Origin of the sequence: Brevundimonas abyssalis TAR-001 (assembly GCF_000466985.1) — a bacterium.
Lineage (GTDB): Bacteria > Pseudomonadota > Alphaproteobacteria > Caulobacterales > Caulobacteraceae > Brevundimonas > Brevundimonas abyssalis.
The window spans coordinates 60,117-85,990 of sequence record NZ_BATC01000007.1 but is presented as its reverse complement, the minus strand read 5'-3'; the positions used below and the strand labels follow the sequence as shown (position 1 = coordinate 85,990).

General features: G+C 69.1%; 29 protein-coding genes and 1 pseudogene. 18 read left to right on the top strand and 12 right to left on the bottom strand.

All coding sequences use genetic code 11. The annotated features are described in order from the left end of the window. Positions 1–25 precede the first annotated feature (25 nt). The 6 genes from guaB to guaA are packed head-to-tail and all read left to right on the top strand — an operon-like array spanning position 26 to position 5,457. Positions 26–1,483: an IMP dehydrogenase gene (guaB, locus tag MBEBAB_RS03590; protein WP_021696573.1), complete on the top strand. Its 1,458-nt coding sequence runs from the start codon at positions 26–28 to the stop codon at positions 1,481–1,483. A 17-nt stretch (positions 1,484–1,500) separates the two neighbouring features. After that, a complete protein-coding gene (locus MBEBAB_RS03585; RefSeq protein ID WP_021696572.1) occupies positions 1,501–1,893 on the top strand; it encodes an MAPEG family protein in 393 nt (130 codons plus the stop codon). A gap of 9 nt (positions 1,894–1,902) precedes the next feature. Beyond that, positions 1,903–2,475, top strand: coding sequence for a hypothetical protein (locus tag MBEBAB_RS17170; protein ID WP_242397055.1), 573 nt, complete (start codon positions 1,903–1,905; stop codon positions 2,473–2,475). Further along, the gene (locus tag MBEBAB_RS17165) at positions 2,463–3,206 is read left to right on the top strand and encodes an RsmB/NOP family class I SAM-dependent RNA methyltransferase (protein ID WP_242397054.1); all 744 of its coding nucleotides are present in this window, start codon (positions 2,463–2,465) and stop codon (positions 3,204–3,206) included. The genes MBEBAB_RS17170 and MBEBAB_RS17165 overlap by 13 nt, the downstream gene beginning before the upstream one ends. Next, positions 3,203–3,904, top strand: a complete 702-nt coding sequence (locus MBEBAB_RS03575) for a 5'-methylthioadenosine/S-adenosylhomocysteine nucleosidase (RefSeq protein WP_045318767.1) — start codon at positions 3,203–3,205, stop codon at positions 3,902–3,904. The genes MBEBAB_RS17165 and MBEBAB_RS03575 overlap by 4 nt, the downstream gene beginning before the upstream one ends. Then, positions 3,901–5,457, top strand: coding sequence for a glutamine-hydrolyzing GMP synthase (guaA, locus tag MBEBAB_RS03570; protein ID WP_021696569.1), 1,557 nt, complete (start codon positions 3,901–3,903; stop codon positions 5,455–5,457). Before MBEBAB_RS03575 ends, guaA begins: the two co-directional genes overlap by 4 nt. Before the next feature lie 19 nt (positions 5,458–5,476). Here the strand turns inward: guaA and MBEBAB_RS16430 are convergent, their stop codons facing one another. The 3 genes from MBEBAB_RS16430 to MBEBAB_RS03560 form a co-directional block, all read right to left on the bottom strand. Continuing rightward, positions 5,477–5,638 carry a hypothetical protein gene (locus MBEBAB_RS16430; RefSeq protein WP_021696568.1) on the bottom strand — a complete coding sequence of 54 codons (162 nt, stop codon included), beginning with the start codon at positions 5,636–5,638 and terminating at the stop codon, positions 5,477–5,479. A gap of 115 nt (positions 5,639–5,753) precedes the next feature. Continuing rightward, positions 5,754–6,242, bottom strand: coding sequence for a DUF421 domain-containing protein (locus MBEBAB_RS03565; RefSeq protein WP_196838552.1), 489 nt, complete (start codon positions 6,240–6,242; stop codon positions 5,754–5,756). Then, positions 6,239–6,715, bottom strand: a complete 477-nt coding sequence (locus MBEBAB_RS03560; protein ID WP_021696566.1) for a DUF421 domain-containing protein — start codon at positions 6,713–6,715, stop codon at positions 6,239–6,241. Before MBEBAB_RS03560 ends, MBEBAB_RS03565 begins: the two co-directional genes overlap by 4 nt. 220 nt (positions 6,716–6,935) lie before the next feature. On the opposite strand from MBEBAB_RS03560, the gene MBEBAB_RS03555 reads away from it, so the two are divergent. The 9 genes from MBEBAB_RS03555 (at position 6,936) to MBEBAB_RS03525 (ending at position 16,531) form a co-directional block, all read left to right on the top strand. Next, a complete protein-coding gene (locus tag MBEBAB_RS03555) occupies positions 6,936–9,167 on the top strand; it encodes a TonB-dependent receptor (RefSeq protein ID WP_242397053.1) in 2,232 nt (743 codons plus the stop codon). 64 nt (positions 9,168–9,231) lie between these two features. Further along, complete coding sequence (locus MBEBAB_RS03550; protein WP_306301984.1) at positions 9,232–10,308, top strand: spinster family MFS transporter; 1,077 nt, start codon at positions 9,232–9,234, stop codon at positions 10,306–10,308. Beyond that, entirely contained in the window at positions 10,305–10,496 is a 192-nt protein-coding gene (locus MBEBAB_RS18250) for a hypothetical protein (RefSeq protein WP_306301983.1), read from the top strand. Before MBEBAB_RS03550 ends, MBEBAB_RS18250 begins: the two co-directional genes overlap by 4 nt. Then, positions 10,493–12,130, top strand: coding sequence for a carboxylesterase/lipase family protein (locus MBEBAB_RS03545; protein WP_045318766.1), 1,638 nt, complete (start codon positions 10,493–10,495; stop codon positions 12,128–12,130). Before MBEBAB_RS18250 ends, MBEBAB_RS03545 begins: the two co-directional genes overlap by 4 nt. Further along, positions 12,127–12,264: a hypothetical protein gene (locus MBEBAB_RS17160; RefSeq protein ID WP_242397052.1), complete on the top strand. Its 138-nt coding sequence runs from the start codon at positions 12,127–12,129 to the stop codon at positions 12,262–12,264. Before MBEBAB_RS03545 ends, MBEBAB_RS17160 begins: the two co-directional genes overlap by 4 nt. 61 nt (positions 12,265–12,325) lie before the next feature. Next, positions 12,326–13,696, top strand: a complete 1,371-nt coding sequence (locus MBEBAB_RS03540) for an AMP-binding protein (RefSeq protein WP_242397051.1) — start codon at positions 12,326–12,328, stop codon at positions 13,694–13,696. 118 nt (positions 13,697–13,814) lie between these two features. Then, on the top strand, positions 13,815–14,444 hold the full coding sequence (locus tag MBEBAB_RS03535) for a TetR/AcrR family transcriptional regulator (RefSeq protein ID WP_045318777.1): 630 nt from the start codon (positions 13,815–13,817) through the stop codon (positions 14,442–14,444). 43 nt (positions 14,445–14,487) lie between these two features. Beyond that, the gene (locus MBEBAB_RS03530; RefSeq protein ID WP_021696560.1) at positions 14,488–15,366 is read left to right on the top strand and encodes an SDR family NAD(P)-dependent oxidoreductase; all 879 of its coding nucleotides are present in this window, start codon (positions 14,488–14,490) and stop codon (positions 15,364–15,366) included. A 25-nt stretch (positions 15,367–15,391) separates the two neighbouring features. Continuing rightward, the gene (locus tag MBEBAB_RS03525) at positions 15,392–16,531 is read left to right on the top strand and encodes a serine hydrolase domain-containing protein (protein WP_021696559.1); all 1,140 of its coding nucleotides are present in this window, start codon (positions 15,392–15,394) and stop codon (positions 16,529–16,531) included. 110 nt (positions 16,532–16,641) lie between these two features. Here MBEBAB_RS03525 and MBEBAB_RS03520 read toward each other — a convergent pair whose 3' ends face one another. From MBEBAB_RS03520 to MBEBAB_RS18240, 8 genes and pseudogenes are all read right to left on the bottom strand, one after another. After that, complete coding sequence (locus MBEBAB_RS03520; protein ID WP_045318765.1) at positions 16,642–17,847, bottom strand: acetyl-CoA C-acyltransferase; 1,206 nt, start codon at positions 17,845–17,847, stop codon at positions 16,642–16,644. A gap of 108 nt (positions 17,848–17,955) precedes the next feature. Continuing rightward, positions 17,956–19,296, bottom strand: coding sequence for a sulfite reductase subunit alpha (locus tag MBEBAB_RS03515; protein WP_021696557.1), 1,341 nt, complete (start codon positions 19,294–19,296; stop codon positions 17,956–17,958). Next, positions 19,293–20,186, bottom strand: coding sequence for an FAD:protein FMN transferase (locus tag MBEBAB_RS03510; protein WP_021696556.1), 894 nt, complete (start codon positions 20,184–20,186; stop codon positions 19,293–19,295). The genes MBEBAB_RS03515 and MBEBAB_RS03510 overlap by 4 nt, the downstream gene beginning before the upstream one ends. Then, a complete protein-coding gene (locus MBEBAB_RS16785; protein WP_021696555.1) occupies positions 20,147–20,290 on the bottom strand; it encodes a hypothetical protein in 144 nt (47 codons plus the stop codon). Before MBEBAB_RS16785 ends, MBEBAB_RS03510 begins: the two co-directional genes overlap by 40 nt. A gap of 1 nt (position 20,291) precedes the next feature. Further along, a complete protein-coding gene (locus MBEBAB_RS03505) occupies positions 20,292–21,095 on the bottom strand; it encodes a DUF4198 domain-containing protein (protein WP_021696554.1) in 804 nt (267 codons plus the stop codon). 19 nt (positions 21,096–21,114) lie between these two features. Further along, positions 21,115–21,627 carry a DUF2271 domain-containing protein gene (locus MBEBAB_RS03500; protein WP_021696553.1) on the bottom strand — a complete coding sequence of 171 codons (513 nt, stop codon included), beginning with the start codon at positions 21,625–21,627 and terminating at the stop codon, positions 21,115–21,117. Between the two features lie 11 nt (positions 21,628–21,638). Beyond that, positions 21,639–21,761, bottom strand: coding sequence for a PepSY-associated TM helix domain-containing protein (locus tag MBEBAB_RS18245; RefSeq protein ID WP_306301982.1), 123 nt, complete (start codon positions 21,759–21,761; stop codon positions 21,639–21,641). 71 nt (positions 21,762–21,832) lie between these two features. Further along, positions 21,833–22,171, bottom strand: a pseudogene (locus MBEBAB_RS18240) (PepSY-associated TM helix domain-containing protein); the annotation flags it as partial. A gap of 311 nt (positions 22,172–22,482) precedes the next feature. Here MBEBAB_RS18240 and MBEBAB_RS03490 point away from each other — a divergent pair. After that, entirely contained in the window at positions 22,483–24,663 is a 2,181-nt protein-coding gene (locus tag MBEBAB_RS03490) for a TonB-dependent receptor domain-containing protein (protein ID WP_021696551.1), read from the top strand. A gap of 95 nt (positions 24,664–24,758) precedes the next feature. Then, positions 24,759–25,112, top strand: a complete 354-nt coding sequence (locus MBEBAB_RS03485) for an ArsC family reductase (RefSeq protein WP_021696550.1) — start codon at positions 24,759–24,761, stop codon at positions 25,110–25,112. A 9-nt stretch (positions 25,113–25,121) separates the two neighbouring features. Here MBEBAB_RS03485 and MBEBAB_RS03480 read toward each other — a convergent pair whose 3' ends face one another. Next, positions 25,122–25,319 carry a hypothetical protein gene (locus MBEBAB_RS03480; protein WP_021696549.1) on the bottom strand — a complete coding sequence of 66 codons (198 nt, stop codon included), beginning with the start codon at positions 25,317–25,319 and terminating at the stop codon, positions 25,122–25,124. A 106-nt stretch (positions 25,320–25,425) separates the two neighbouring features. Between MBEBAB_RS03480 and MBEBAB_RS03475 the strand changes: the two genes are divergently transcribed. After that, positions 25,426–25,851 (top strand): hypothetical protein, encoded by a 426-nt coding sequence (locus tag MBEBAB_RS03475; RefSeq protein ID WP_021696548.1) that lies wholly within the window; start codon positions 25,426–25,428, stop codon positions 25,849–25,851. Positions 25,852–25,874: the final 23 nt, after the last annotated feature.

The window sequence follows — 25,874 nt, the reverse complement described above, 5'->3', positions numbered from 1 at the left end:
GCGCCCCGCAAAACGGAGACTCCCCATGGAGATACGCGAAGGGCTTACCTTCGATGATGTTTTGCTCGAACCCGGCCCGTCCGCGTTCATGCCGGCCGAGGTCGATGTGTCGACCCGGCTGACCCGAGACATCAAGCTGAACATACCCCTGCTGTCGTCCGCCATGGACACGGTGACCGAGATGCGGCTGGCCATCGCCATGGCCCAGGCCGGCGGTCTGGGCGTGCTGCACCGGAACATGACCATCGAGGAGCAGGCCGATCAGGTCCGCGCCGTGAAGCGTTATGAAAGCGGCATGGTGGTCAATCCGGTGACGGTGTCGCCCGACACGACGCTGGGCGAGGTGCGCGAGATCGTGTCCCGCAAGAAGATCAGCGGCTTCCCCGTGGTCGATCCGAAGACCGGCAAGCTGGTGGGCATGCTGACCAACCGCGACATGCGGTTCGAGAGCGATCCCAACGTCAAGGCATCGACCCTGATGACCACCGGCGAACTGGTCACCGTGCGCGAGGGCGCCGGTCGCCAGGAGGCGCAGGACCTGCTGCGCACCCGCAAGATCGAGCGGGTCATCGTGGTGGACGAGGATTACCGGGCCGTCGGGCTGATCACCATGAAGGACATCGAGAAGGCCCAGGCCTTCCCCCACGCGGCCAAGGACGATCAGGGCCGCCTGCTGGTGGGTGCAGCCTCGACGGTGGGCGACGCGGGCTATGAGCGGGCCATGGCGCTGGCGGAGGCGGGCGCCGACGTGGTGGTGATCGACACCGCCCACGGCCACTCAGCCTCGGTGGCGGCGGTGGTGGAGCGCATCAAGCGGGAGAGCAACCGCATCCAGATCATCGCCGGCAATGTGGCCACCTATGACGCCACCCGGGCCCTGATCGACGCGGGCGCGGACGCGGTGAAGGTGGGCATCGGGCCGGGCAGCATCTGCACCACCCGCATCGTGGCGGGGGTGGGCGTGCCCCAGCTGACCGCCGTGATGGAGTCCGCGCGGGCGGCCAGGGACAGCGGCGCGCCGATCATCGCCGACGGCGGGATCAAATACTCGGGCGATCTGGCCAAGGCCATCGCGGCGGGCGCCAGCGTGGCCATGATGGGCTCCATGTTCGCGGGCACCGACGAAAGCCCCGGCGAGGTGTTCCTGTATCAGGGCCGGTCCTACAAATCCTATCGCGGCATGGGCTCGGTGGGCGCCATGGCCCGGGGCTCGGCGGATCGGTATTTCCAGAAGGAAGTCTCGTCCGAGAAGCTGGTGCCCGAGGGCATCGAGGGCCAGACGCCGTACAAGGGGCCGATCTCGCCGGTGCTGCACCAGATGGTGGGCGGACTGCGCGCGGCCATGGGCTATGTGGGCGGCGCCTCGATCCCCGACTTCCAGCAACGGGCGAAATTCGTGCGCATCACCAATGCGGGGCTGCGCGAAAGCCATGTGCACGACGTGATGATCACCCGCGAAGCGCCGAACTATCGGCAGGGCTAGGGCCGGGGAGGGCCGCCATGACCATTGAACTGACCTATCTGGCGGCCACCCTGATCCTGGCGCTGGTGCAAATCCTGCTTCCGGCCGCAGGCCGCACGGCCAGGTACGGGCTGAAGTGGAACGCCGGGCCGCGTGACGGCGACATGCCGCCGCCGGGCCGGGTGACCGGGCGGCTGGAGCGGGCCGAGGCCAATCTGTACGAGACCCTGCCGCTGTTCATCGGGGCGGTGCTGATCGCGTATCTGGCCGGACGCACCGGGGCCATGACGGCCTGGGGCGCGGCGCTCTATTTCTGGGCCCGGCTGATCTATATTCCGCTGTACGCCTTCGGCGTTCCCTTCGTGCGATCGCTGGTCTGGGTGGTCTCGCTGATCGGCCTGATCATGATCCTCGCCGCCCTGTTCATCTGAAAGATCTGAGTGACCCCAGCCGCCCGCCTGTCCGCCGCCGCCTCGATCCTCGACTCCCTCGCCCAGGGCCGTCAGCCGGCCGAGGTCGTGCTGAAGGAGTGGGGCCGCGCGAACCGCTATGCGGGGTCCGGGGACCGGCGCGCCATCGCAGACCGGGTGTACCGGGTGATCCGCGCGCGGGCGCGGCTGGTCTGGGCCATGGGCGGGCGTGAGGACGGGCGCGCGCTGGTGATCGGCTCGCTGGCCCTGATCGACGGGATGCCGCTGGAGGAGATCGAGGCCCTGCATTCCGGCGACGGCTATGGGCCCAAGCCCCTGTCGAAACAGGAACGGGCGCGGATCACGGCGCCGGAGGGCCAGCCGCCGGGCTGGATCGCCTCGGGCCTGCCCGAGTTCGTGGTGGAGGATTTCAAGGCGACCTTCGGCGACCGCTGGGCCGAGGAGGCCGAGGCGCTGATGAGCCCACGCGCGCCATCGACCTGCGGGTCAACGGGGCGAAGACGAGCGAGGATGCGGCCGAGGCCGAGCTGCGCGAAGCCGGGCTGTCGCCTGAGCGCACGCCGTGGTCGGTGTGGGGCCTGAGGCTGGCCGCCGAGCCGCCGCCGAACGTGCAGGCGCTGGAAGGCTTCAAGGCCGGGCGTTTCGAAATCCAGGACGAGGGCAGCCAGATGGTCTGCTGGCTGTCGGGCGGCGGGCTGGACCTGTCGGGCGCGGTGGTGGTGGACTATTGCGCCGGCGGGGGCGGCAAGACCCTGGGGCTGGCGCAACAGGGCGTCGGGACCCTGATCGCCGCCGATATCAGCATGAAGCGTCTGGACGCCATTCGGCCGCGGCTGGAGCGCGCGGGCGTGGACGCGGAGCTGCGGCTGCTGGGCGCGGACGGCGAGGGGGTCGAGGATCTGGTCGGCGGGGCCGATCTGGTGCTGGTGGACGCGCCGTGCTCGGGCTCGGGCACCTGGCGGCGGCGGCCCGAGGACGCGTGGCGTCTGAAGGCCGACGAGGTCGAGCGGCTGCACAAGCTGCAGCTGGCGATTCTCGGCCGGGCGGCGGCGCTGGTGAAGCCGGGCGGGCGGCTGGTCTATGTGACCTGCTCGATGCTGACCGGCGAGAACGAGAAGACGGCGGACGCCTTCGAGGCGGCGCATCAGGATTTCCGGCCCGTGGCCGTGGGCGACGCCCTGGGCAATCCGGCCTTCAGCGATGCGGCGCGCGAGCATCTGGCGAGGTTCGCCAAGGGGCACAGGCTGCGGCTGAGCCCCGCGACCAGCGGCACCGACGGTTTCTTCGCCGCCCTGTACGAGCGCGCCGGATGAGCGGGCGGGTGGCGCGCTGGGGCGGGCTGGCGGTGCTGCCGGTGATGGCGGCGCCGGCGGAGTACGGCGTCCATCTGCAGGCGCGCATCCAGCCGCTGATGACCGGCGTCGGCCCGGTGGAGGCGGCGGTGGCCCTGACCGCGGCGCTGGGGCGGATGGCGGCGGACGGGGCCCTGCCGGACCTGATCGTGTCGCTGGGCTCGTGCGGCTCGCGGACGCTGGAGCATGCGGCGGTCTATCAGGCGTCGTCGGTGCGCTATCGCGACATGGACGCCAGCCCGCTGGGGTTCGAGAAGGGCGTGACGCCGCTGTCGGACCTGCCCGCCTTGCTGCCCCTGCCATGCCCGATTCCGGGCGTGCGGTGCGCGAGCCTGTCGACCGGCGGCGCGGTGATTTCCGGCGCGGCCTATGACGCCATCGAGGCCGAGATGGTGGACATGGAGACCTGGGCCCTGCTGCGGTCTGCGCAGAGCTTCGGCGTGCCCCTGATCGCCCTGCGCGGGGTGTCTGACGGGCGGGCCGAGCTGAAGGCGCTGGAGGACTGGACCTCGACCCTTCATCACGTGGACCAGAACCTGGCCGTGGCGCTGGACGCCTTGATCGCGCGGCTGGAGGCCGACGGCCTCGCCGCCCTTGAAATTTCGGCCGACCACGGCCTAGACCCCGCCCACCTTCTCGCCCCGGATTCGACCGCATGACCACCCAGCACCAGAAAGTCCTCATCGTCGATTTCGGCAGCCAGGTGACGCAGCTGATCGCGCGGCGGTTGCGCGAGGCGAACGTCTATTGCGAGATACATCCCTACGCCAAGGCCGAGGCCGCGCTTGAGGCAATGAGCCCGGCGGCGATCATCCTGTCGGGCGGGCCGGAGAGCGTGCACGAGGAAGGCAGCCCCCGCGCGCCTCAAGGCGTGTTCGAGGCGGGCGTGCCGGTGCTGGGCATCTGCTACGGCGAGATGACCATGTGCGAACAACTGGGCGGCAAGGTCGAGGGCGGTCACCATCGCGAGTTCGGTCGCGCCGAGATCACCGTCGAAAAGACCTCGCCCCTGCTGGCCGATCTGGCCGCGGTCGGGGAGGAAGAAACCGTCTGGATGAGCCACGGCGACAAGATCGTCGCCATCCCGGCGGGCTTTGACGTGGTCGCCTCCTCGCCCGGTTCGCCCTATGCCGTGATCGCCGACGAGACCCGCCGCTTCTATGGCGTTCAGTTCCATCCCGAGGTGATGCACACGCCGCGCGGCGCGACGATGCTGAAGAACTTCACCCACGGCATCGCGGGGCTGTCCGGCGACTGGACCATGGCGGCCTATCGAGACGAGAAGATCGCCCAGATCCGCGAACAGGTCGGTTCGGCCAAGGTCGTCTGCGGCCTGTCCGGCGGCGTCGACAGCTCTGTCGCGGCGGTGCTGATCCACGAGGCCATCGGCGATCAGCTGACCTGCGTGTTCGTGGACACCGGCCTGCTGCGCAAGGATGAGGCGGCACAGGTCACGACCCTGTTCAGGGAACACTACAACATCCCGCTGATCCACGTTGATGCGTCGAAGGAATTCCTCAGCGAACTCGCGGGCCAGTCGGACCCCGAGACCAAGCGCAAGATCATCGGCCGGGTCTTCATCGAGGTCTTCGACCGCGAGGCCGGCAAGATCGACGGCGCCGAGTTCCTGGCCCAGGGCACGCTCTATCCCGACGTCATCGAAAGCGTGTCGTCGTCCAGCGGCAAGGCGCATGTGATCAAGAGCCACCACAATGTGGGCGGCTTGCCGGACTTCATGAAGCTGAAGCTGGTGGAGCCCCTGCGCGAGCTGTTCAAGGACGAGGTGCGGGCGCTGGGCCGCGAGCTGGGGCTGACCGACGCCTTTGTCGGTCGCCACCCGTTCCCCGGACCGGGCCTGGCCATCCGCATCCCCGGCGAGATCACGCCGGACGTGGTGAAGACCCTGCAGGACGCCGACGCCATCTATCTGGACGAGATCCGCAAGGCGGGCCTGTACGACGAGATCTGGCAGGCCTTCGCGGTGCTGCTGCCGGTCAAGACGGTGGGGGTGATGGGCGACGCGCGGACCTATGAGAAGGTGCTGGCCCTGCGCGCGGTGACCTCCACCGACGGCATGACGGCGGACTTCTACCAATTCCCCTGGGACGTCCTCGCCCGCACCGCCACCCGCATCATCAACGAGGTGCGCGGCGTGAACCGGGTGGTCTATGACGTGACGTCCAAGCCGCCGGGGACCATCGAGTGGGAGTGATGCGGCGCGGCTTCTCTACCTAATCTGACGGCCAGAGCGCGCGTGTGAAGGTCAGGGCCCCGGACGCCATGCCCTTGAACTTGGGGGCGTCGGCCAGGGGCGCGACCAGAAAGGCCGTGTCAGGCGGCAGCTGGCGCTTGATGCGGTGATAGAGGCGCGACCGGCTCAGGGCGCTGACCACCAGATAGAGGCCGTCAGCGAGAACGAAGACTCGTTTCGCAGGAAATGTGACGTCGGCGGCGTGGTCGATGTGGACGAGGTAGGCCTGACGCGCCTCGCCGTCATCTTCGCGGGCGTCATTCGCCGATCACGCTGATGTCGCCGTTGCGCTCCAGCGAGGCGGACTTCACGCGGTCCAGATCCGCGTGGCCCGCCGCCCGCAGGGCCATGCGCAGGTCGCCCTGACCGATGCCCGCGTGGCGCATGGCGGATTCGTCCATCTGACCGTCGCGCACCAGGGTGATGGACGAGCCCTTGGTGAGGGTGCTGAGCCATGACCATCGCGCCGCCGCCATGGCCAGCAGGCCGTGCAGGGCGACGAGCAGGATGGTGGCGATCACGGTGGGCAGGAACGGGGCGCTTCCGGTCAGGGCGCGGCTGAGGTTCGAGCCGACGATGACGGCGAGGATGATGTCCAGAGCGCTCCATTTGCCGAAGGCCCGGGTGGCGGCGAAGCGCACGATCAACACGCCCAGAACGAAGATCAGCGTGGCGCGAAACGACATCTGCAGCCAGCCGATGTCCTGACCCTCTGTGCCGATGACGGCGTGCAGGGTCTCCATCATGACGCCCGCGTCACGGCCAGCGAGCCGTCAGTTTCGAGAAAGACCGCCTCGGCGTCCTCCACGCCCCGCCCGCCCGACTGGCGGATGGCGGCCTCGATCTCGTCGCTGGTGATGCGCTGACGCCGCATGGCCTGGGGCAGCAGTTCGCCCTTGCGGACCAGCAGGGTGGCCTCGGCCTTGACCGCTTCATTGAACCATGGCCAGCGCACCGAAGCGCTCGTGACCACGAATTGCATGCCCACCAGCAGGGCGAGGGCGGCCAGTCCGTCCACCAGTGACAAGGTGCTGCTGGTGATGACCGAGGCCAGGGTCGAACCGATGGCGATGGTGATGATGAAGTCGAAGGCGTTGAGCTTGGCCAGGGTGCGCTTGCCGGACATCCGCAGAATCAGGATCAGCGCCACATAGGCCGCCGGCGCGATCAACAGGATGCGCAGCACCCCGTCCCAGCCGTTGAAGATGGCGTCAGGCATGGTTCCTCCTGCGTCCCCAACGATCACCGTGGAGGTTGGGTTGCGGGGGATCAGGCGGGTGCGGGCGGCCGTAACATTCACGCGCGTGAGAGTGAATGTTGACAGGATGGCGGAACCATGGCCCACTCCCTCTCCGAGAGCGTCGGCATTCACGATCGGCGCCGAGGGAGGACATCAGATGAGGGCGATACTTCTCGCGTCGGCTTGCGCCGTCGCCACCATGGCTGCCTGGCAGCCTGCGGAGGCCCAGACGGCCGCCGCGAACCCGAGTGATGAGCGGCAGGATCAGGAGGTCACTTCCGTGGGGGAGGTGATCGTGACCGCCACCCGCCGCGCCGAGCGTCTCCAGGACGTGCCTTTGAGCATCACCACCCTGTCGCAGGACGAACTGACCGAAAAGGGCATCGTCGGCTACGAGGGTCTGGCCACCGAAACGCCGGGCGTGATCCTGAATCGCGCCAGCGCCAACTTCAACAATTTCACCGCGCGCGGCATCGCCACCAACGGCTACAACGCCAATCTGCAGAGCACGGTGGCGATCTATATCGACGAGTTGCCGATCTCGTCGAACGGCAACTCCACCATTCTCGATCCCAGCCTCTATGACGTGGAGCGGATCGAGTTCCTGCGCGGACCGCAGGGGACGCTGTTCGGCTCGGGCTCGCTGGCCGGCGCCCTGCGCATCCTGACCCACGCGCCGGATCCCAACGCCTTCGAGGCGTCGTTCCTGGGCGACATCGGGGTGACGGGATCGGACTCCCTGCGCCAGCGCTACAACGGCATGGTCAACATCCCGCTGGTGGAAGACCAGCTGGCCCTGCGCGTGGTCGGCTTCTCGCGGGATGAGGAGGGCTACCTCAACAACATCGGCACGGGGGTCGAGAACTCGAACAGCCTGGAAAGCTGGGGCGGTCGCGCCACCCTGTTGTGGGAGCCGACGGACCGTCTGTCGATTCAGCTGCGTTATTCCCACGAGGAGAGCGACCCGCAGGACTCCTCGCTGGTCAATCCGACGCTGGGCGAGGACACGCGCCGGTCGGACCGGCCGGACCGGTTCTCGGGTGTCATGACCAACTACAATGTGACGTTCGACTATCAGTTCAACGGGGCGAATCTGACCAGTTCATCGACCTGGTCCGACTATGACGCCCTGTTCCATGTGGACCTGGCCGGCACCTTCGGCCAGACCATAGCCTTCGCCCTGGACGCCGACGCCTGGGACGAGACCTTCGTGCAGGAAATGCGGCTGGTTTCGGATCCGGGCGGGCGGTTCGACTGGGTTCTGGGCGGCTTCTATTTCGAGCGGCGCCGGGACGTGGCCTTCAACTACCGCTCCAGCCCGGAATTCCTGGCGGCGCGCGGCATCACCGGGCTGCCGGACGAGTACTATCAGCGGTTCAACAGCTACTCCATCTCGCACGAGCAGGCTCTGTTCGGTCAACTGACCTATCGCTTCACGGACGACTTCTGGGTCACGGGCGGGCTGCGTTACGGCAGCACCGACGCGCAAGCGTTCACCGAGGCAGGCGGCTACAACAGCAACTATCTGGTCAACGCCCTGTTCGGCATTCCCGGTCCCTTGACCATCACGCCGATCGCCGCCGCCGAAGGGGTCAAGGCCGAAGAAACCGGGCCTTCCTATCGCGCCAGCGTCTCGTGGCGTCCGCGCCCGTCGCTCACCACCTACGCCACGGTGGCGACGGGTTTCCGCGGCCCGATCGTGAATGCCCGGGCCGGGGCGGTCAGCGTGCTGGACCCGACCGATCTGGTCATTCCCTACGGCGCCGACTCCGACGAGTTGATCAGCTATGAGGTGGGGCTGAAAGGCAGCTGGATGAACGGCCGTCTGGCCGCCAATCTGGCGCTCTACTACATCGACTGGAACGACATTCAGGTCCAGGCGAACCGGGTGTCCGACCAGGTGCAGTTCGCCACAAACATCGGCGGCGCCTACAGCCGGGGGATCGAGTTCGAGCTCCGCGCCATTCCGGCCGAGGGCTGGACGGTGGCCCTGAACGGCGCGCTCAACGACGCCGAGGTCGACGATCTGTCGCCCGAGGAAGCCGCCATTTCCGGCGCGGTTCTGGGCGCGCGGCTGGCCGGGCCGCGGTTCAGCGGCTCGCTGCTGGTCAACTACAATTTCGATCTGTTCCAGAGCGCCGAGGGCAACGCCTCGGTGTCGGTGATCCATGTGGGCGATTATCCCGGCTCGTTCCCCAACGTGCCCGGCCAGCCCGGCGTGGTCAGTCCAACCTATGACTGGACCGAGGAGTACACCATCGTGAACGCCACCCTGGCCGCCGCCTTCGACCGTGTCACGGTCGCGGCCTATGTGGAGAATCTGTTCGATGACCGGTCCATCAACTATGTCCACCCCGAGGCCTTCGTTGACGGCAAGTACGGGGTGAACCGTCCGCGCACCGTGGGCGTGCGCCTGGGGTATGCGTTCTGATGGCGATCTCCACCTCAACCGTCCCGGGCGCGCCAGTCGCGCGCCCGGCGCCGGGGCCTGGGCCGTGCTCGGGGTCCTGTGCTTCGTCTATGTGCTGAACTTCCTGGACCGTCAGCTGCTGTCGATCCTGGCCAAGCCGATCCAGGACGAGCTGGGCGTGTCGGACGGGCAGCTGGGCCTGCTGACCGGTCTGTATTTCGCGATGTTCTACTGCATCCTGGCCATTCCGGTGGGATGGCTGGCGGACCGGACGAACCGGGTGAAGGTGCTGGCCATTTCCTGTGGCCTGTGGAGCGCAGCCACGGCCGCCTGCGGCCTGGCCGGAAGCTATCCGCAGCTGGCCGCGGCCCGCATGGCCGTGGGCGTGGGCGAAGCGGGCGGGGTGCCGCCATCGTACGCCATCATCTCGGACTATTTCCCCTCGGGCACCCGGGGCACGGCGCTCAGCCTGTTCAACATGGGCCCGCCCATCGGCATGGCGCTGGGGGTGGCCTTCGGCGCGTCAATCGCGGCGGCCTATTCCTGGCGGCTGGCGTTCCTGTGGGTCGGCGCCATCGGCGTTCTGACCGCCCTGATCGTCTGGTTCATGGTGCGCGAGCCCAAGCGCGGCGGACTGGACGCCAGGCCGGTCGATGCGGCGGTTCCCGAGGCGGAGCCGACGGCTGTCCCGACCCGGTCGGGGTTCTGGGAGACCTTCCGCATGTTCTTCGCGGACCCGGTGCTGTTCCGCATCGCGGCCGCCTGCGCCGCCACCCAGTTCATCACCTATGCGGTGCTGAACTTCACCGTCCTGTTCCTGATGCGTGAGAAGGGCATGGAGATGGGGGAGGTGGCCGTCTGGTACGCGCTGCTGATCCTGATCGGGACCAGCGCGGGCATGGTCGCCTCCGGGCGGCTGGTGGACCGGTTCGCGCCGCGCGGCAAGGCGGCCTACGCCTATGTGCCGGCCATCGGCCTGGCGCTGGCCGTGCCGCTGTTCGTGGCCTTCGTCTGGGCGCCCAGCTGGCCGCTGGCGCTGGCGTTCCTGCTGCTGCCCATGGGGCTGAACTATTTCTATCTGTCGCCGGCGGTGACGCTGGTTCAGGAGGAGGTTCGGCCGGACCAGCGGGTCATGTCCGGCGCCTGCTGCTGCTGGTCATGAACCTGGTGGGGCTGGGGCTGGGGCCGACCTATCTGGGCTTCGCCAGCGACTTCTTCCAGGCCCGCGGATACGAGAACTCGCTGCAGCTGGCGTTCTACACCCTGACGCCGTTCTACGTCCTGGCCATCGGCCTGTTCCTGTGGCTGGCCAGGGCCATCAAGCAACAGAAGCTCGAGGCGGCGGCATGAGGCGGTCCCTGTGCATGATGGCGGGGCTCGCCGCCCTGATCCTGGCGGCGCCCGTGTCGGCCCATGACGCGCCGGTGGTTCAGGCCCCCGCCGGGTCCGTGAGGGGGGAAGCGCTGGACGGCGTCGCCGCCTTCCGGGGCATTCCCTACGCCGAGGCGCCGACGGGGCGGATGCGCTGGCGGGCCCCGGTGACGGCGGCGGGCTGGGACGGGGTGCGTGACGCCTCCCGGTTCGGCCCCGCCTGTCACCAGCCGCCCTCGCGGCCGGGCAGCATCTATGCGCCCGCCGAGACCCCGGCCATGAGCGAGGACTGTCTGTCGCTGAACGTGTGGACGCCGGAGAATGCGGAGAACGCCCCCGTGTTCGTGTGGATCCACGGCGGCTCCCTGACCGGCGGTTCCGGCAGCGAGGTCATGTATGATGGCGCGCGCATGGCCGCCGAGGGCGTGGTGGTGGTGACCATCAACTATCGCCTGGGCGTGCTGGGTTATCTGGCCCATCCGGATCTGAGCGCGGAGTCGACGGACGGGGTGTCGGGCAACTACGGCCTGCTGGACCAGATCGAGGCCCTGCGCTGGATCAACCGCAACATCGCCGCCTTCGGGGGCGACCCGGGCAATGTCACCATCGCGGGCGAGTCCGCCGGGGCCCTGTCGGTCATGTATCTGATGGCCGCGCCGCAGGCCCACGGGCTGTTCCACAAGGCGGTGGCCCAGAGCGCCTACATGATCTCCACCCCCGCCCTGCGCGAGACGGTGCATGGGACGCCGTCGGCCGAGGACGCGGGCGTGGCGCTGAGCCGCCAGCTGGAGGTGAGGGGGCTGGCCCGGCTGCGAGCCATGGATCCGCAGGCCCTGACGGTCGGCGCGGCCATGTCCGGCTTCCTGCCGCTGGGCAATGTGGACGGCCATGTGCTGCCCGCCCAGCCGGTGGAAGCGTTCGAGCGGGGCGAGGCGGCGTCTGTTCCGATCCTGGCCGGGTTCAACGAGGGCGAGATCCGCTCGCTGCGGTTCCTGCTGCCGCCCCAACCCGCGAGCGCGGAGGCTTATGAAGCGGCCATTCGGGCGGCCTATGGCGATCTGGCGGACGACATGCTGGCGCGTTACCCGTCCGGGAACCTGGATGAGGCCATGCTGGCGACCACCCGGGACGCCATGTACGGCTGGACCGCCGAGCGTCTGGTGCGCAGCCAGACGGCGCAGGGACAGCCGTCGTTCCTGTACTATTTCGACCACAGCTATCCAGCCGCCGACGAGGCGGGGCTGCACGCCTTCCACGCCAGCGAGATTCCCTATGTCTTCAGCGGCGGAGAGCGGACGCCGCCGTACTGGCCGGCGATTCCGGAAACGGATGTGGAATCCGGCCTGTCCGACGCCATGTTGAGCTACTGGGTCAGCTTCGCCCGCGACGCGGTTCCGTCTGCAGAAGGGCAGCCTGAGTGGCGGCCCTATGGCGAGGATCGGGCCTATATGGCCTTCGACCAGACGCCGGTTCCGGGCGCCCACCTGATGCCGGGCATGTTCGAACTGGTGGAAGAGGTGGTCTGCCGCCGACGCGCCCAGGGCGATCTGCCGTGGCACTGGAACGTGGGCGTCGCCTCGCCGCCGCTTCCTGCAGCAGCGGAATGCCGATGACCGACGGGGAGATGCAGGCCTTCCCGCTGACCCTCGACCGGTTCCTGGATCATGCCGCCAAATGGCATCCGGGCGTCGAGGTGGTCACGGCGCGTGGCGACGGTTCCAGTGAACGTATCGGCTACGAAGCCTGAGGGTCCGCAGCGACGTGTGTCGAGCGTCCTCGCCGGGCTTGGCGTCCGTGCAGGCGACCGGGTGGCGACCCTGGCCTGGAACACCCAGGCCCATGTGGAGGTCTGGTATGCGGTCATGGGCATGGGGGCGGTGTGTCATACGCTGAACCCGCGCCTGACCGAGGCGCAGCTGGCCGACATGGCGACCCAGTCGCAGGCGCGCATCCTGATCGCGGGGGCGGACCTGGCCCCGCTGGCCCGCCGCATCGCCGCCCGCGCGCCGCTGATCGAGCGCGTGCTGGTGATCGACGCGGGGGACGCGCGCGACGAGCCGGGCGACCTGCTGGAGCCGATGATCGGGACGGCCGAGGGCGAGGTGGTCTGGGGGGCGTTCGACGAGACCGCGCCGAGCGGCCTGTGTTTCACCTCGGGCACCACCGGGGCGCCCAAGGGGGTGACCTACACCCACCGGTCCAGCTTCCTGCATACGCTGCGGGTGCTGCAGGCGGATGTGATGGCGTTCACAGCCGACGACGGCATCCTGATGGCCGTGCCCATGTTCCACGCCAACGCCTGGGGCCTGCCGTTCGCGGCCCCGGCGGTGGGCGCGCGCCTGATCCTGCCCGGCCGCTATCTGGACGGCGCGAGCCTGGCCGCCCTGATCAATGCGGAAGACGCCACCGTGGGCGTGGGCGTGGCCACGGTGTGGCTGGCGCTGCTGGAGCATCTGGAGGCGACCGGCGGCCAGACCCCGTCGCTGAAGCGGATCGTGGTGGGTGGGGCGCCCCTGGCGCCGGCGCTGATGGAGCGAATCGAGCGTGGGCTGGGCGTCACGGTCCAGACCAGCTGGGGCATGACCGAGCTGTCCCCGTCCGGCACGGTGGCCCGGCCGACCGATGCGAACCGCGCGGCCCACAAGTCCGGCCGCACCGCCATCGGCGTCGACCTGCTGCTGACCGACGCGGAGGGGCGGGCGCTGCCGGAGCAACGGGGCGTGGAAGGCCATCTGAAGGTGCGCGGCGCCGCGGTGATCCAGCGTTATTTCGGCGAGAAGGAGAGCGCCACCGACCCTGACGGCTGGTTCGCCACGGGCGATCTGGCCCGCATCAGCCCCGACGGCGACCTGATCATCACCGGCCGGGCAAAGGACCTGATCAAGTCCGGCGGCGAATGGATCAATCCGGCGGAGATCGAGGCCGTGGTCAGCGAACATCCCGAGGTGTCCCTGGCCGCCGTGATCGCCCGCTCCGATCCCAAATGGGGGGAACGGCCCATTCTTCTGGTTCAGACGCGGGAATCTGACACCATAAGCGACGAAGCCCTGCTTGCGCCGTTGCGCGAGAGGGTCGCCCCGTGGTGGATTCCCGATGCGGTCATCCGGCTGGACCAGATGCCGCTGGCCCCCACGGGCAAGATCGACAAGATGCGTTTGCGAGTAGACTATGGCGGCTGAGCCGAAGACGAAGACCAAAGCTGCGGCTGTCGCCGAGGCCAAGCCTCGCGAGGCGGTCGCGCGTCCGGCGCCCAAGCCGCGCAAGCGCCCCATCAAGGAGCAACAGCGCGCCGACAAGATGGAGCAGATCCTCGACGCGGCGGAGTACCTGTTTTCGGTGCACGGCCTTTACGGGGTGACGCTGAAGGATGTGGCCCAGAAGGTCGGCGTCCACCACACCCTGCTGAACTACTATTTCACCGACAAGAAGACCCTGTTCGACGCCGTCATCGGACGGCGCGCGGGCGTGACCAGCGGCCTGCGCATGAAGGCGCTGGATGCGTACGAGGCCGCCTGCGGGGGCAAGCCCACGGTTGAGGGCGCGCTGCGGGCGTTCCTGGACACCGACCTGGACCTGTACAGCCAGGGCGGCGAGAACTGGAAGAACTACGGCGCCCTGGGCGCGCAGGTGTCCAACACCACCTATGGCGCCGAGCTGTTCGACCTGCATTTCGATCCGCTGGTGCTGCGGCTGGTGGACATCCTCAAGAAGGCCCTGCCGGACTGCGCCGAGGAGGACATCTTCTGGGGCTATCACTTCGTCACCGGCGCGCTGATGCTGACCCTGGCCCGCACGGGCCGGATCGACCGGCTGTCCGGCGGGCGATGCAACTCGGACGACTTCGAGGCGGTGAAGGACCGCATGGCCGGCTTCATGGCCGCGGGCTTCATGTCGATCTGCAAGAGCAAGAAGAGCGCGGCCGACTGAGCGCGCCCGCATAAAAATCAAACCGATGACAGGAGAATTGGACATGGCGCTTCAAGGGCGTGTGGCGATCATTACGGGTTCGGGCGGGGGACTGGGCCGCGAACATGCGCTGTATCTGGCGCGCAAGGGCGCCAGGGTCGTGGTCAATGACCTGTCCCAGGACGCGGCGGACGCCGTGGCCGAGGAAATCCGTGCGGCGGGCGGCGAAGCCCTGGCCGTGGCCGCCTCGGTCACCGACGAGGCGGCCGTCAGCGCCATGGTCAATCAGACCGTGGAGGCTTGGGGCCGCATCGACATCCTGATCAACAACGCCGGGATCCTCCGCGACAAGAGCTTCGCCAAGATGGACATGGCCGACTTCCGTCTGGTGGTGGACGTGCACCTGATGGGCGCGGCCATCTGCACCAAGGCGGTGTGGGAGCAGATGCGCCAGCAGCAGTTCGGCCGCATCGTCATGACCACCTCGTCGTCGGGCCTGTACGGCAATTTCGGCCAGGCCAACTACGGCGCCGCCAAGATGGCGCTGGTGGGCTTCATGCAGACCTTGGCCATCGAGGGCGAGAAATACGGCATCCGCGTCAACTGCCTGGCGCCCACGGCGGCGACCCAGATGACGGCGGACATCCTGCCCGAGGCGGCGCTGAAGGCGCTGGATCCGGCGCTGGTCAGCCCGGCCCTGCTGCCGCTGGTGGTGGACGACGCGCCGACGCGCACGGTGATCTGCGCCGGCGCCGGGCACTTCGCCACGGCCGCCATCACGCTCAGCCAGGGCCGCTACATCGGCGGCGGCGACGATGCCGGCGAGCGCCTGATCGCGGCGTGGGACGCGGTGTCGGACCAGACCGACGCCCTGATCCCCAACTACGGCTTCACCCAGGCCGAGCGTGAGGTGCAGAGCGTCGTGGCCGCGTCCACGACCTGACGCCCGGCAGGAACAGGAGGCCGCCATGATCGACCGTCGCACGCTGATGATCTCCGGGGCCGCCTTCGCCGGGCTGGCCGCCGGTCCGGTCCGGTCGTCGGACGCGCTGGATCCGGTGGTGGCCCGCCTGCGCGGTTTCGTGGAGCAGGGCGAACTGCCGTTCGCCTCCCTGCGGGTGGCGCAGCGGGGGCGCGTGCTGGCGGAGGCGCACATCTCGGGCGTCGAGACCATCGGGCCGGAGTCCCTCTATCGCATCTATTCCATGACCAAGCCGGTGGCGGCGGCGGGCGCGGTTCTGCTGATCGAGGACGGCGCGCTGACACTGGACACGCCGGTGGCCGGGATCGTGCCCGAGTTCGCCGATCTTCAGGTTCTGGGCGAGGGCGACGCGCGCATTCCGGCCCGCGTCATGACCGTGGGCCATCTGCTGACCCACACCTGCGGCCTGGCCAACAGCTGGGGCGACGCGCGCGTGGCGCCGCTGTATCGCCAGGCGGGCCTGACCGCCGCCGCCTGGATGTACGATCCGGAGATCGGCGGACTGGCCGGGTTCGCGCGGCGGCTGGGCCAGCTGCCGCTGGAGCATCAGCCGGGGGCGGACTGGCTGTACGGCTATGGGCTGGACATCGCCGGGCTGGTGATCGAACGGATCAGCGGCGAGCGGCTGGGGGATTTTCTCAAGCGCCGCATCTTCGACCCGCTCGGCATGGCCGACACCGGCTTCTTCGTGCCGGAGGACAGGGCCGACCGGCTGGCGGGGCTCTATACGGCGGGCGAAGGGGGATTGAACCGCGTCCGGTCCGGCGCTGAGCGGACCCCTCTGCGCCGGCCGCTGGCGGATTCCGGCAGCGGGGCGCTGGTCTCGACCCTGTCGGATTACGGCCGGTTCGCCGACATGCTGGCGAACGGCGGGGCCGTGGACGGGGCGCGGGTGATGAGCGCGGACTCCGCGCGCCTGATGATGACGCCCTGGGGCCCGCAGGACCATGTCGAGCCGCGGCTGCGCCAGTTCTACGGCGGGCGGCTTGACGGCCGGATGGGGCAGGCGCTGGGCGGGGTGACCCGGCTGGACGACGGTTCCGGTCCCGGCTCGACCGGCGAATACGCCTGGGGCGGGGCGGCGGGCACCGGGTTCTGGCTACGCCGGGCCTCGGGCTATCGGTGACGATGATGACCCAGGTCATGCCCGCCGGCGCCGCGCCCCCGCGCGACGCCCTGCGGCCGCTGATCTATCAGGCGCTGGCCGGGGTCTGACCCGACCAGCGCCCCGCCTTCCTAGTAGATTTCGAACAGTCCGGCGGCTCCCATGCCGCCTCCGACGCACATGGTGACGACGCCGTACTTTGCGCCGCGCCGCTTGCCCTCGATCAGCACATGGCCGGTCATGCGGGCGCCGGACATGCCGTAGGGGTGGCCGATGGAGATGGCGCCGCCCGACACGTTCAGCCGGTCATTGGGAATGCCCAGCGTGTCGCGGCAGTACAGGACCTGCACGGCAAAGGCCTCGTTCAGCTCCCAGATGCCGATGTCGTCCACGGTCAGGCCGTGCTGCTTCAGCAGTTTGGGCACGGCGAAGACGGGGCCGATGCCCATCTCGTCGGGCTCGCAGCCCGCCACGGCCATGCCGCGATAGGCGCCCAGCGGCGTCAGGCCGCGCCGCTCAGCGTCCTTCGCCTCCATGATCACCGAGGCCGAGGCGCCGTCCGACAGCTGGGACGCATTGCCCGCCGTGATGAAGCGGCCCTGTTCGATCTTCTCGCCGCCGCCGAAGACGGGCTTGAGCGAGGACAGACCTTCCAGCGTGGTTTCGGGGCGGTTGCCTTCGTCCTTCGACAGGGTGACTTCCTTGGCGGACACCTGGCCGGTGGCCTTGTCCTGCACCTGCATGGTGGTGGTCATGGGGACCACCTCGGCGTCCAGATGGCCCGCCGCCTGGGCCGCGGCGGTGCGCTGCTGCGACTGCAGGGCGTATTCGTCCTGGGCCTCGCGGGAGATGCCGTAGCGCTCGGCCACCACCTCGGCGGTCTCCAGCATGGACATGTAGATGTGGGGCGACAGCTTCAGCAGCGCCTCGTCCTTCATGCGGTAGAGGTTCATGTGCTGGTTCTGGACCAGCGAGATGCTTTCCAGCCCGCCGCCCACGGCCACCTGCTGGCCGTCGATCATGACCTGCTTGGCCGCCGTGGCGAGGGCCATGAGGCCCGAGGCGCACTGGCGGTCGAGGCTCATGCCGGCGACGCTGGCGGGCAGGCCGGCGGCCAGCGCCACCTGACGGGCGATGTTGGGCGAGGTGGGGCCCTGCTGCAGGGCCGCGCCCATGATCACGTCCTGGATTTCGGCCGGATCGACGCCCGCGCGCTCGACCGCATGGCGCACCGCGTGGGCGCCCAGCTGCTGCGGCTGGGTGTCGTTGAAGGCGCCGCGATAGGCCCGGCCGATGGGGGTGCGGGCGGTGGAGACGATGACGGCTTCGCGGGACATGGAACACCTTTGAATGGTTCGGGGAGTGTAACAGTATTTGAACACGGCAAAGTCTTCCGGGCCAACCAAAAAGCGGCTCGCGCAGCGTCAGTCCGCGAGCTTTCCGACTTAATAGACGTCGCGCCGATAGCGGCCCCGGGCGGTCAGATCATCCAGGGTCTCCACGCCCAGAATTTGGCCCAGCGCTTCGTGGACTCCGGCCCCCATGGCCACGGCGCCGCAGACGTGGATGACGGCGCCCCGGGCGATCCAGTCGCGCACCAGATCGGCGTGATCGCGCAGATGATTCTGAACGTACCGGCCGCCGTCGCCGCGCGAGAAGACGCAGTCCAGTCGCGCGAGCGCGCCGTCGTCGCACCAGCCCTCCAGTTCGCCGTGCAGGATGCGGTCGTGGTCGGGGTGGCGCTCGCCCAGGATCAGCCAGTTGGCGCCGCACCCGGCCGCCTGCCGTTCCCTGAGGTGCGCGCGCAGGCCCGCCAGCCCGCTGCCCGCGCCGATCAGGATCATGGGCGGGTCGCCCTCGGGACCGTGGAAGGCGCTGTTGGACCGGATGCGCAGGTCAACCGGCGCGCCGATGGCGCAGGTGTCGGTCAGCCAGCCGGACGCCAGACCCGGCGTTCCGTCCGGGCCGCGCATCAGCCGCACGATCAGCTCCAGCCGACCATCGGCGGGCAGGGAGGCGACGGAGTATTCGCGGTGGGCGTGGGGCGGCTGACCGGGGGCGGAGGGCACGCCGATCTCCGCGATGTCGCCCGCGCGCCAGTCCGGCATCTCGCCGACGGGCTCCAGGGCGATGCGCCACAGGCCCTCGCCGGGGCTGTCCGGGCTGTTCAGCCGCTCACGCTCCATAAGGCGCCACGGCGTGTAGGCGGGCGGGGCCCAGTCCGGCGCGTCGGTCAGGCCGGTGATCCGGCTCAGCTGATGCTGCCAGTGGCGGATCGCGCCGGCCTCGCCGTTGTCCACCTCGACCCGGTCGAAGAGGGGGCGGGCGCCGTTGGTCCTCAGCCAGTCGTCCAGGGCCCGGCCGAAGGCGCAGAAGTGGCTGTAGCTGCGGTCGCCCAGGGCGAGGACGCCGAAGGACAGGCCGGAAAGATCGAGCCGGTTCATCCGGCGCAGGAAGGCGACGGCGGAATCTGGAGCGTCGCCCTCGCCGGTGGTGGAGACCAGGAACAGGGCGCGGGGGGCGGCGGCGAGGCGCTCGATGGTCAGTTCGCCCAGACTGATCAGGGCGGTCGGGACGCCGCCTGCGTTGAGCGCGGCGGCGGTCATGCGGACCAGCTCCTCGGCGAACCCGGTCTGGCTGGCGAAGACCACGAGGGTGGCGTCGGGGGCGGTCGGGGCTGTGTCCACGGTCCTGCGCGCGCGGCGCAGGGCGATCAGCCCGATCAGGGCCAGCCACAGAACGACCGCTGCGGCCGCCCACGCCCAACGGATGGGATCGGCGGTCATGCGTCGTCATCCAGCATGGCGGCGAAGGCGGGGCTGAAATGCTCCTCCAGGCCGTCCGGTCCGCGCAGGATCATGCGCACGGCGAGGCTCTCGCGTTCGGCATAGGCCATGCCCACGGCGGGCCCCATGACGGTGAGGGCGCTGGCCAGGGCGTCGGCCTGCATGGCTGAGGCGTGCAGCACTGTGACCGAGGCCACGCCGTTGTCGACCGGGCGTCCGGTGCGGCCGTCCAGGGTGTGGGAGAAGGCGCGGCCGTCGTGCTCGAACACCCGCACCTGATCGCCGGAGGTGGCCACCGAAAGCCCGTGCAGGGCGGCCAGCATACGGGGGGCGTCCAGACCCGGCGGCTGCTCCAGCTCGACCCACCACGGTCGACCGTCGGGCTTGATCCCGTGGCCGCGCAGTTCGCCGCCGATCTCCACCAGATGATGGGATGCGTCCTCGGCGGTCAGGCGCTCGGAGACGGCGTCCACGGCGAACCCCTTGGCCACGCCGGACAGGTCCAGCCGCAGCCCGCCGGGCTGGACCCAGCGGCCGTCGGGGCCGTGCTCGAGACGCCGCCAGCCGCCGCCGGCGCGGGCGGTTTCGATCTTCGCGTCGGCAGGGATATCCGCGCGCGGTCCCGGCGGGCCGAAGCCCCACAGGTCCACCAGCGCGCCCAGTGTCGGATCAAAGGCGCCGTCCGTCTCCTGCGCCAGCGACAGGGCGTAGGCCAGCACCCCGGCGAAGGTGTGGGGCAGGGCGTGGGCCTCGCCCGTGTCGGCGGCGTTGAAGCGCGAGAGGGCGCTGTCGGGACGCCAGTGGCTCATCTGCTCATCCACGCGGGCGATCTCCTCGCGGACAGCGGCGGTCAGGCGCGGGCCGTCGGCGGGGTCGCCGACCGCACGCACGGTCCAGGATGTGCCCAGGCTTCGCCGGTCAGCACCAGCACCGCGCCGGACGGCCGCGCCGGAATCCGCTCCAGCCCGGGGATCAGCACGCGGTTGGCCGTCACCTCAGGGCAGGACTTCGAAGGTGGCGGTGTACTGCACGTTGCGGGCGTGCGCGCGGCCCTCGCCCGCCGGGGTGCGGACCGACGCGTTGATCCAGTACAGACCGGCCTCGGTCCATTCGATGCGGAACAGGCCGTCGGCGTCGGTGGTGACCGTCATGTCGCCGGGGTTGTCGCGATAGCGCGAGCCGCCGCGGGCCACAGTGACCTCCACGCCGGCGGCCGGGACGCCGTCGTTCAGCAGGCGGAATTCACCGGGCTCGCCCACGATCAGGTCGTTGGGATGGGTGACGGGCGCCAGCTCAAGGCCGTCACCGGTGGGCTCGAAGACCGTCCGGGTCGGGGCGCCGAGGGTGGCGAAGGTCTCGATGCGGTTGGCGTTCTCCGTGCCCTCGATCTCGGTGGCGCCCTCGGGCAGGGCGGCGGGGAAGTCCGAGGCCGCGCCGCGCCAGCGCTGGCGCTCGCCGTCCAGGGTGTAGCTGGCGAAGAAGCCCGACGAGACATTGGCGATCTTGTACGTGCCGGGCTGGGTCAGGTGCACGTCGAAGGTGGAGCGGTAGCGGGCGCGGTGCTCGTTCTCGGCCGAGACCACCGAACCGTCCGGGGCGGTGATGATCAGGCCGTCCAGCCGCATGGCCGCGTGGTCGGGGATGAACACGCCGTTGGACATGCCCGCGTCCACGGAAATCCAGCCGTCCGAGCCGGACAGCACGGTGGACGACGGCGCCATCCAGGCGCGGTGGGCCTGGGCGGCCAGCGGGGCGGCCACGACGGCCAGGGCGGCGAGGGCGAAGACGGTCTTCTTCATGGCGGTGATCCTGAACAGCTTATCGGGTGACGGAGACAGTGACGGCGCCCAGTTCGGACGAGCCGCGCTGGGTGGCGGCGGGCGAGGCGGCGCCCCAGCGGAAGGGCACGCGCACCTCCTCGCGGCCGCCCAGTTCGCGGGCGGCCTCGACCACCAGGGTGTACTGGCCGGCGGGCAGGTTGCGCAGCGCGCCGCGGGAGCCACTGAAGGTCAGGCTGTGGCGGCCCGGCGCGCGGGTGGCGCTGGACACGCCGTCGGCGGGCAGGGTCATGGCGCGGCCCTCGCGGCGCCACCAGGTGCGCATGTCCTTGAGCCAGTCCTTGCCTTCGCCCGCAGGCAGGGCGGTGTCGTACCAGACCGCCAGGGTGCCGACGGAGGTGCGGTCCGCCCGCTCGATCCACACCGCCACATAGGGCCGGTGGTACGAGGCCGTGGCGATGCGCGGGATCTCCACCGACACGTTCAGGTCGGCGGCCATGGCCGGTGAGGCGGCGGCGCCGGCGGCGGCGAGGGCGAGGGGAAGGACGCGCATGGGCAAACTCGTCAGTGAATGAAGATCAGGGCGATGATGAGCGGGATCAGAAGCCCCAGGCCCACCAGAGGCCAGGTGGACGGGCGGCCGCGCGCGTGCAGCCACAGCAGGGCCAGGCCCGTGAGGCAGAACACCACGCAGCGCCCGCGAAGATGTCGATGAACCAGGCCCAGACCACGCCGGTGTTGCGGCCCTTGTGCAGGTCGTTGAGGTAGGCGATCCAGCCATTGGTGGTCTGTTCGTGCAGCACGTCGCCGGTGGCCCGGTCGATGGTCAGCCAGCTGTCGCCGCCCGGCGCGGGCAGGGCCACATAGACCTCCACATCGATGGTCTCGGTGGGCTTGCCCGCCGTCGACACGCCCAGTTCCCCGTCGAGCCAGCGCGCCACGGCGCCGGGCAGGGGATCGGTGGTCTCCGCGCCCAAGGCTTCCAGTCGCGACAGCATGGGCGCGGGCAGGACGGCGGTCTGTTCCACCGTCACGGGCTCGGCGGGGATCTGGGCCGCATGGTTCAGGGTGATCCCCGTGACCGCGAAGAGGATCATGCCCACCAGGCTGAGGCCCGCGCTGATCCAGTGCCACTGGTGCAGCTGCTTCAGCCAGAACGACCGTCGGGCGTTCAGGGCGGCGGCGGGCCGCGCGGCTGTGGCAGAGGTCGACATGAAGGCGGGGAATCCGAAGCGGGAACAGGGTCTCCGGCATTGGCATGAAGTGATAACGATTTGCAAGAGCGGTTTTTTTGCAATGCGGAACGCTGTTGCAAAAGTTCATATGATAATCGTTATCAATTTTGTTGCGTCTCGTTCGCACCTGTTTATGAGAGCCGTTCTCAACTCACTCCCAGGGGCGCTCCACCATGTTCAACCGCCGTTTCTCGTCTCGAACCCTTCTGATGACGGCGGCCGCCGTCGTCTCGGCGCCCGGTCTGGCGCTGGCGGACGAGGCGTCGGACGCGCCGGTGACCGAGGTGGATGCGGTGGTGGTGACCGCCTCGGGCTTCGAGCAACGGGTGGAGCAGGCTCCGGCCTCGATCAGCGTGCTGTCACGCGCGCAGCTGCAGGAAACCCGCTACCAGAGTCTGGCCGAGGCCCTGGCGAATGTGGAGGGCGTCGATGTGGGCGCCGCCGCCGGCAAGACCGGCGGGCTGAACATCTCCATCCGCGGCATGCCCAGCGACTACACCCTGGTGCTGGTGGACGGTCGTCGCCAGAACGCGGCCGGCAATGTGACGCCCAACGGATTCGGCGAGACCTCGTCCAGCTTCATCCCGCCCATGTCGGCCATCGAGCGCATCGAGGTGGTGCGGGGACCGGTGTCGACCCTGTATGGCTCGGACGCCATGGGCGGCGTGGTCAACATCATCACCCGCCGCACGGGCGGCGAATGGGCGGGCTCGTTCGCCGCAGACGGCACGTTCCAGAGCGACAGCCAGTTCGGCAATATCTACGGCGCCAATTTCTACGCCCAGGGGCCGGTCGTCACGGACCTGCTCGGCCTGGCCCTGCGCGGTCGCTATTCGACACGTGAGGCGTCCAGCCTGACCTATGAACTGGACGACGGCGGCACGGCCATCGTCAGCGAGCGCGGGCCGAGCCCGGTGGAGAACGAGATCTGGTCGCTGGGCGCCCGGCTGAACGTCACGCCCCATCCGGACCATGAGCTCTATCTCGACGCCGACATCCAGCGTCAGTGGTACGACAACAGCAACGCCCAGCTGGGCACCCTGGGCACGCGCGGCTACGGCCCGGAGCAGCGGTTCAACCAGGAGGAATTCGTGCTGGCCCACGACTGGCGGCTGCCGTTCGGCGAGCTCCAGAGCACCCTGTCGCGCAGCACCCGCGAGACCCTCGGCCGGATCCTGCCGGACGACGTGCCGGGCACGGACCGCGAGGCGGGCGACCCGCGTGTGCTTGAAGCGACCAACACCCTCTTCGACACCAAGCTGTTCACCCGCTGGCGCAACCACACCACGACCGTGGGCGGTCAGTTCTGGGACGCCGAGATGGTCGACGGCGTGGCGCCCGCGCCCTACACCCACGAGCAATGGGCCCTGTTCGCCGAGGACGAGTGGCGGTTCGCCGACAACCTGGCCCTGACGCTGGGGGTTCGCTACGACGACCACTCCACCTTCGGCGACCAGGTCAGCCCGCGCGCCTATGTGGTGTGGAACGCCACCGACAACTGGACCCTCAAGGGCGGGGTCAGCCAGGGCTTCAAGACGCCGCGGCTGGATCAGATCGCCGAGGGAATCACCGGTTTCACCGGCCAGGGCACCCGTCCCACCATCGGCACGCCGTCGCTGCAGCCTGAAACCTCGACCTCGAGCGAGTTCGGGGTGTTCTACGACAATCGCGACAATTTCCGCGCCAATGTGGTGATCTTCCACAACAGCTTTGACGACAAGATCGCCAGCGGTCCGGGCCTGCTGAACTGCTCGTTCGGGCTGAGCGAGGCGGACTACAACGCCGGCGTCACCGCCTTCCCGGATTGCTCGGACTACGGCTACTGGCCGGCGGTGGAGACCTATGGCCAGTCGATCAATGTGGACGAGGCCGTGACCCGGGGCGTGGAGGCGTCGTTCCGCTGGAACATCGCCGACGCCTGGTCGCTGAACGGCAACTACACCTACACCGACAGCGAGCAGAAGAGCGGTGAGGGCGCGGGCCTGCCCCTCTACAATACGCCGGAGCACATGGTGAACGCGGCCCTGCGCTGGCGCGCCACGGACCGCCTGAACCTGTGGCTGCGGGGCGAGTACCGCAGCGACCGCTATCGCAGCGAGGACAGCGCCACCAGCACGGCCAAGGCCACCTGGGGCGACTACCGGGCCTATGAGGTGTTCCACCTGGGCGGTTCGTACCGGGTGACGGACAGCGTGTCGGTCAACGCCACGATCTACAACCTGCTGGACGAGGACTTCGTCAGCTACGGGTCCTATGTCAGCAACACCGGCACCGGGGCGATCAGCTACACGAATCTGTACGCCAACAATCAGGAGCCGCGGCGCCTGTGGCTGTCGGTGAACGTGGACTTCTGATCCACGCGATCATCGGGAATTGAGACCGGGGGGTCTGGCCACGCGGTGGCCGGACCCCTTAGTCGTTCGGGGCGAGTCTTTCCTCAGGAGCCCAGATGACCCCGACCCTCTACGGCATTCCCAACTGCGACACGGTCAAGAAGGCGCGCACCTGGCTTGAGGGCCGGGGCGTGGACTACGTCTTCCACGACTACAAGAAGGTCGGGATCGACCGCGCGTCGCTGGAACGGTGGTGCGACGAGCATGGGTGGGAGACGGTGCTGAACCGCGCCGGGACCACCTTCCGCAAGTTGCCGGAGGCGGACCGGGCGGATCTGGATCAGGACCGGGCCATCGCCCTGATGCTGGCCCAGCCGTCCATGATCAAGCGCCCGGTGCTGGACCTGGGCGACCGCCGCATCGTGGGCTTCAAGCCCGAGATCTATGAAGCGGCGTTCGCCACGGCTTGAGCGCCGGGCTCAGGCCCGGGACTTCCACCACAGCCATCCGCCCAGACCCACCAGGAGCAGGGCAGGGACCAGCAATTGCGCCTCATCGACCAGCGGCGCGCCAGAGACCAGCATCACCGACGCATTGGTGGCGCCCGACAGGCCCAGGATGACGGCGAACAGGCCGAAGCCGCGATACATCAGGCGGCGGCGTTCAGCGGGGTTCACGGGCGCCTCTCGGAATAATCATCGGTTCGTGCATCCATCCAGCATATCGGCGGCGACTACGGGGGGAAAGCGGGCGATGATCGCCGCGCAATCGGAGGGATGAGAGATGGAAGACCTGTTCCGCAGCTACTGGTGGCTGCTGTTTCCCCTGGGCTGGTTCGCCTATTCGGGCTGGTCCAGCTGGCTCAACTACCGGCGTCAGCGCGCGACCCTGGATATCGTTCGCCGCTATGCCGACAGCGGCAAGGAAGTGCCGCCCGAACTGATGAAGGTGCTGGACAAGCCCATCGATTCCGACGCGGAGATGTGGGGCAGCGCCTCGTATGGTTCGGCCAATCCCACGAACTACTGGTCACTGGTCGGTCTGTTCGGCGTGATCGGTGCGGGCTTCGGCATCGCGGCCTACATGCCCCAGGTGTTCGGCGCCGACATGGGAGTCCGTTTCCCTTTCACGATCGTCGCCCTGACCATGGCGGCGGTGGCGGTCTGGGCCCTGATCTCGGCCCTGACCACGCGGCGAGGCGGCTCCTGACGGTCGCGGTCACGGCGCGGGGG

What these genes read in the sequence shown, in the direction of transcription:
- MBEBAB_RS17160 (WP_242397052.1), top strand. Translation starts at nt 12,127, where the DNA reads ATGACCGACGGGGAGATGCAGGCCTTCCCGCTGACCCTCGACCGGTTC.
- MBEBAB_RS03515 (WP_021696557.1), bottom strand. Translation starts at nt 19,296, where the DNA reads ATGACCGCCGATCCCATCCGTTGGGCGTGGGCGGCCGCAGCGGTCGTT.
- guaA (WP_021696569.1), top strand. Translation starts at nt 3,901, where the DNA reads ATGACCACCCAGCACCAGAAAGTCCTCATCGTCGATTTCGGCAGCCAG.
- MBEBAB_RS03520 (WP_045318765.1), bottom strand. Translation starts at nt 17,847, where the DNA reads ATGTCCCGCGAAGCCGTCATCGTCTCCACCGCCCGCACCCCCATCGGC.
- MBEBAB_RS03565 (WP_196838552.1), bottom strand. Translation starts at nt 6,242, where the DNA reads ATGATGGAGACCCTGCACGCCGTCATCGGCACAGAGGGTCAGGACATC.
- MBEBAB_RS03555 (WP_242397053.1), top strand. Translation starts at nt 6,936, where the DNA reads ATGGCTGCCTGGCAGCCTGCGGAGGCCCAGACGGCCGCCGCGAACCCG.
- MBEBAB_RS03505 (WP_021696554.1), bottom strand. Translation starts at nt 21,095, where the DNA reads ATGAAGAAGACCGTCTTCGCCCTCGCCGCCCTGGCCGTCGTGGCCGCC.
- MBEBAB_RS03500 (WP_021696553.1), bottom strand. Translation starts at nt 21,627, where the DNA reads ATGCGCGTCCTTCCCCTCGCCCTCGCCGCCGCCGGCGCCGCCGCCTCA.
- MBEBAB_RS03560 (WP_021696566.1), bottom strand. Translation starts at nt 6,715, where the DNA reads ATGCCTGACGCCATCTTCAACGGCTGGGACGGGGTGCTGCGCATCCTG.
- MBEBAB_RS18250 (WP_306301983.1), top strand. Translation starts at nt 10,305, where the DNA reads ATGAACCTGGTGGGGCTGGGGCTGGGGCCGACCTATCTGGGCTTCGCC.
- MBEBAB_RS03525 (WP_021696559.1), top strand. Translation starts at nt 15,392, where the DNA reads ATGATCGACCGTCGCACGCTGATGATCTCCGGGGCCGCCTTCGCCGGG.
- MBEBAB_RS03585 (WP_021696572.1), top strand. Translation starts at nt 1,501, where the DNA reads ATGACCATTGAACTGACCTATCTGGCGGCCACCCTGATCCTGGCGCTG.
- MBEBAB_RS03575 (WP_045318767.1), top strand. Translation starts at nt 3,203, where the DNA reads ATGAGCGGGCGGGTGGCGCGCTGGGGCGGGCTGGCGGTGCTGCCGGTG.
- MBEBAB_RS03530 (WP_021696560.1), top strand. Translation starts at nt 14,488, where the DNA reads ATGGCGCTTCAAGGGCGTGTGGCGATCATTACGGGTTCGGGCGGGGGA.
- MBEBAB_RS03490 (WP_021696551.1), top strand. Translation starts at nt 22,483, where the DNA reads ATGTTCAACCGCCGTTTCTCGTCTCGAACCCTTCTGATGACGGCGGCC.
- MBEBAB_RS03535 (WP_045318777.1), top strand. Translation starts at nt 13,815, where the DNA reads ATGGAGCAGATCCTCGACGCGGCGGAGTACCTGTTTTCGGTGCACGGC.
- guaB (WP_021696573.1), top strand. Translation starts at nt 26, where the DNA reads ATGGAGATACGCGAAGGGCTTACCTTCGATGATGTTTTGCTCGAACCC.
- MBEBAB_RS03485 (WP_021696550.1), top strand. Translation starts at nt 24,759, where the DNA reads ATGACCCCGACCCTCTACGGCATTCCCAACTGCGACACGGTCAAGAAG.
- MBEBAB_RS03545 (WP_045318766.1), top strand. Translation starts at nt 10,493, where the DNA reads ATGAGGCGGTCCCTGTGCATGATGGCGGGGCTCGCCGCCCTGATCCTG.
- MBEBAB_RS03475 (WP_021696548.1), top strand. Translation starts at nt 25,426, where the DNA reads ATGGAAGACCTGTTCCGCAGCTACTGGTGGCTGCTGTTTCCCCTGGGC.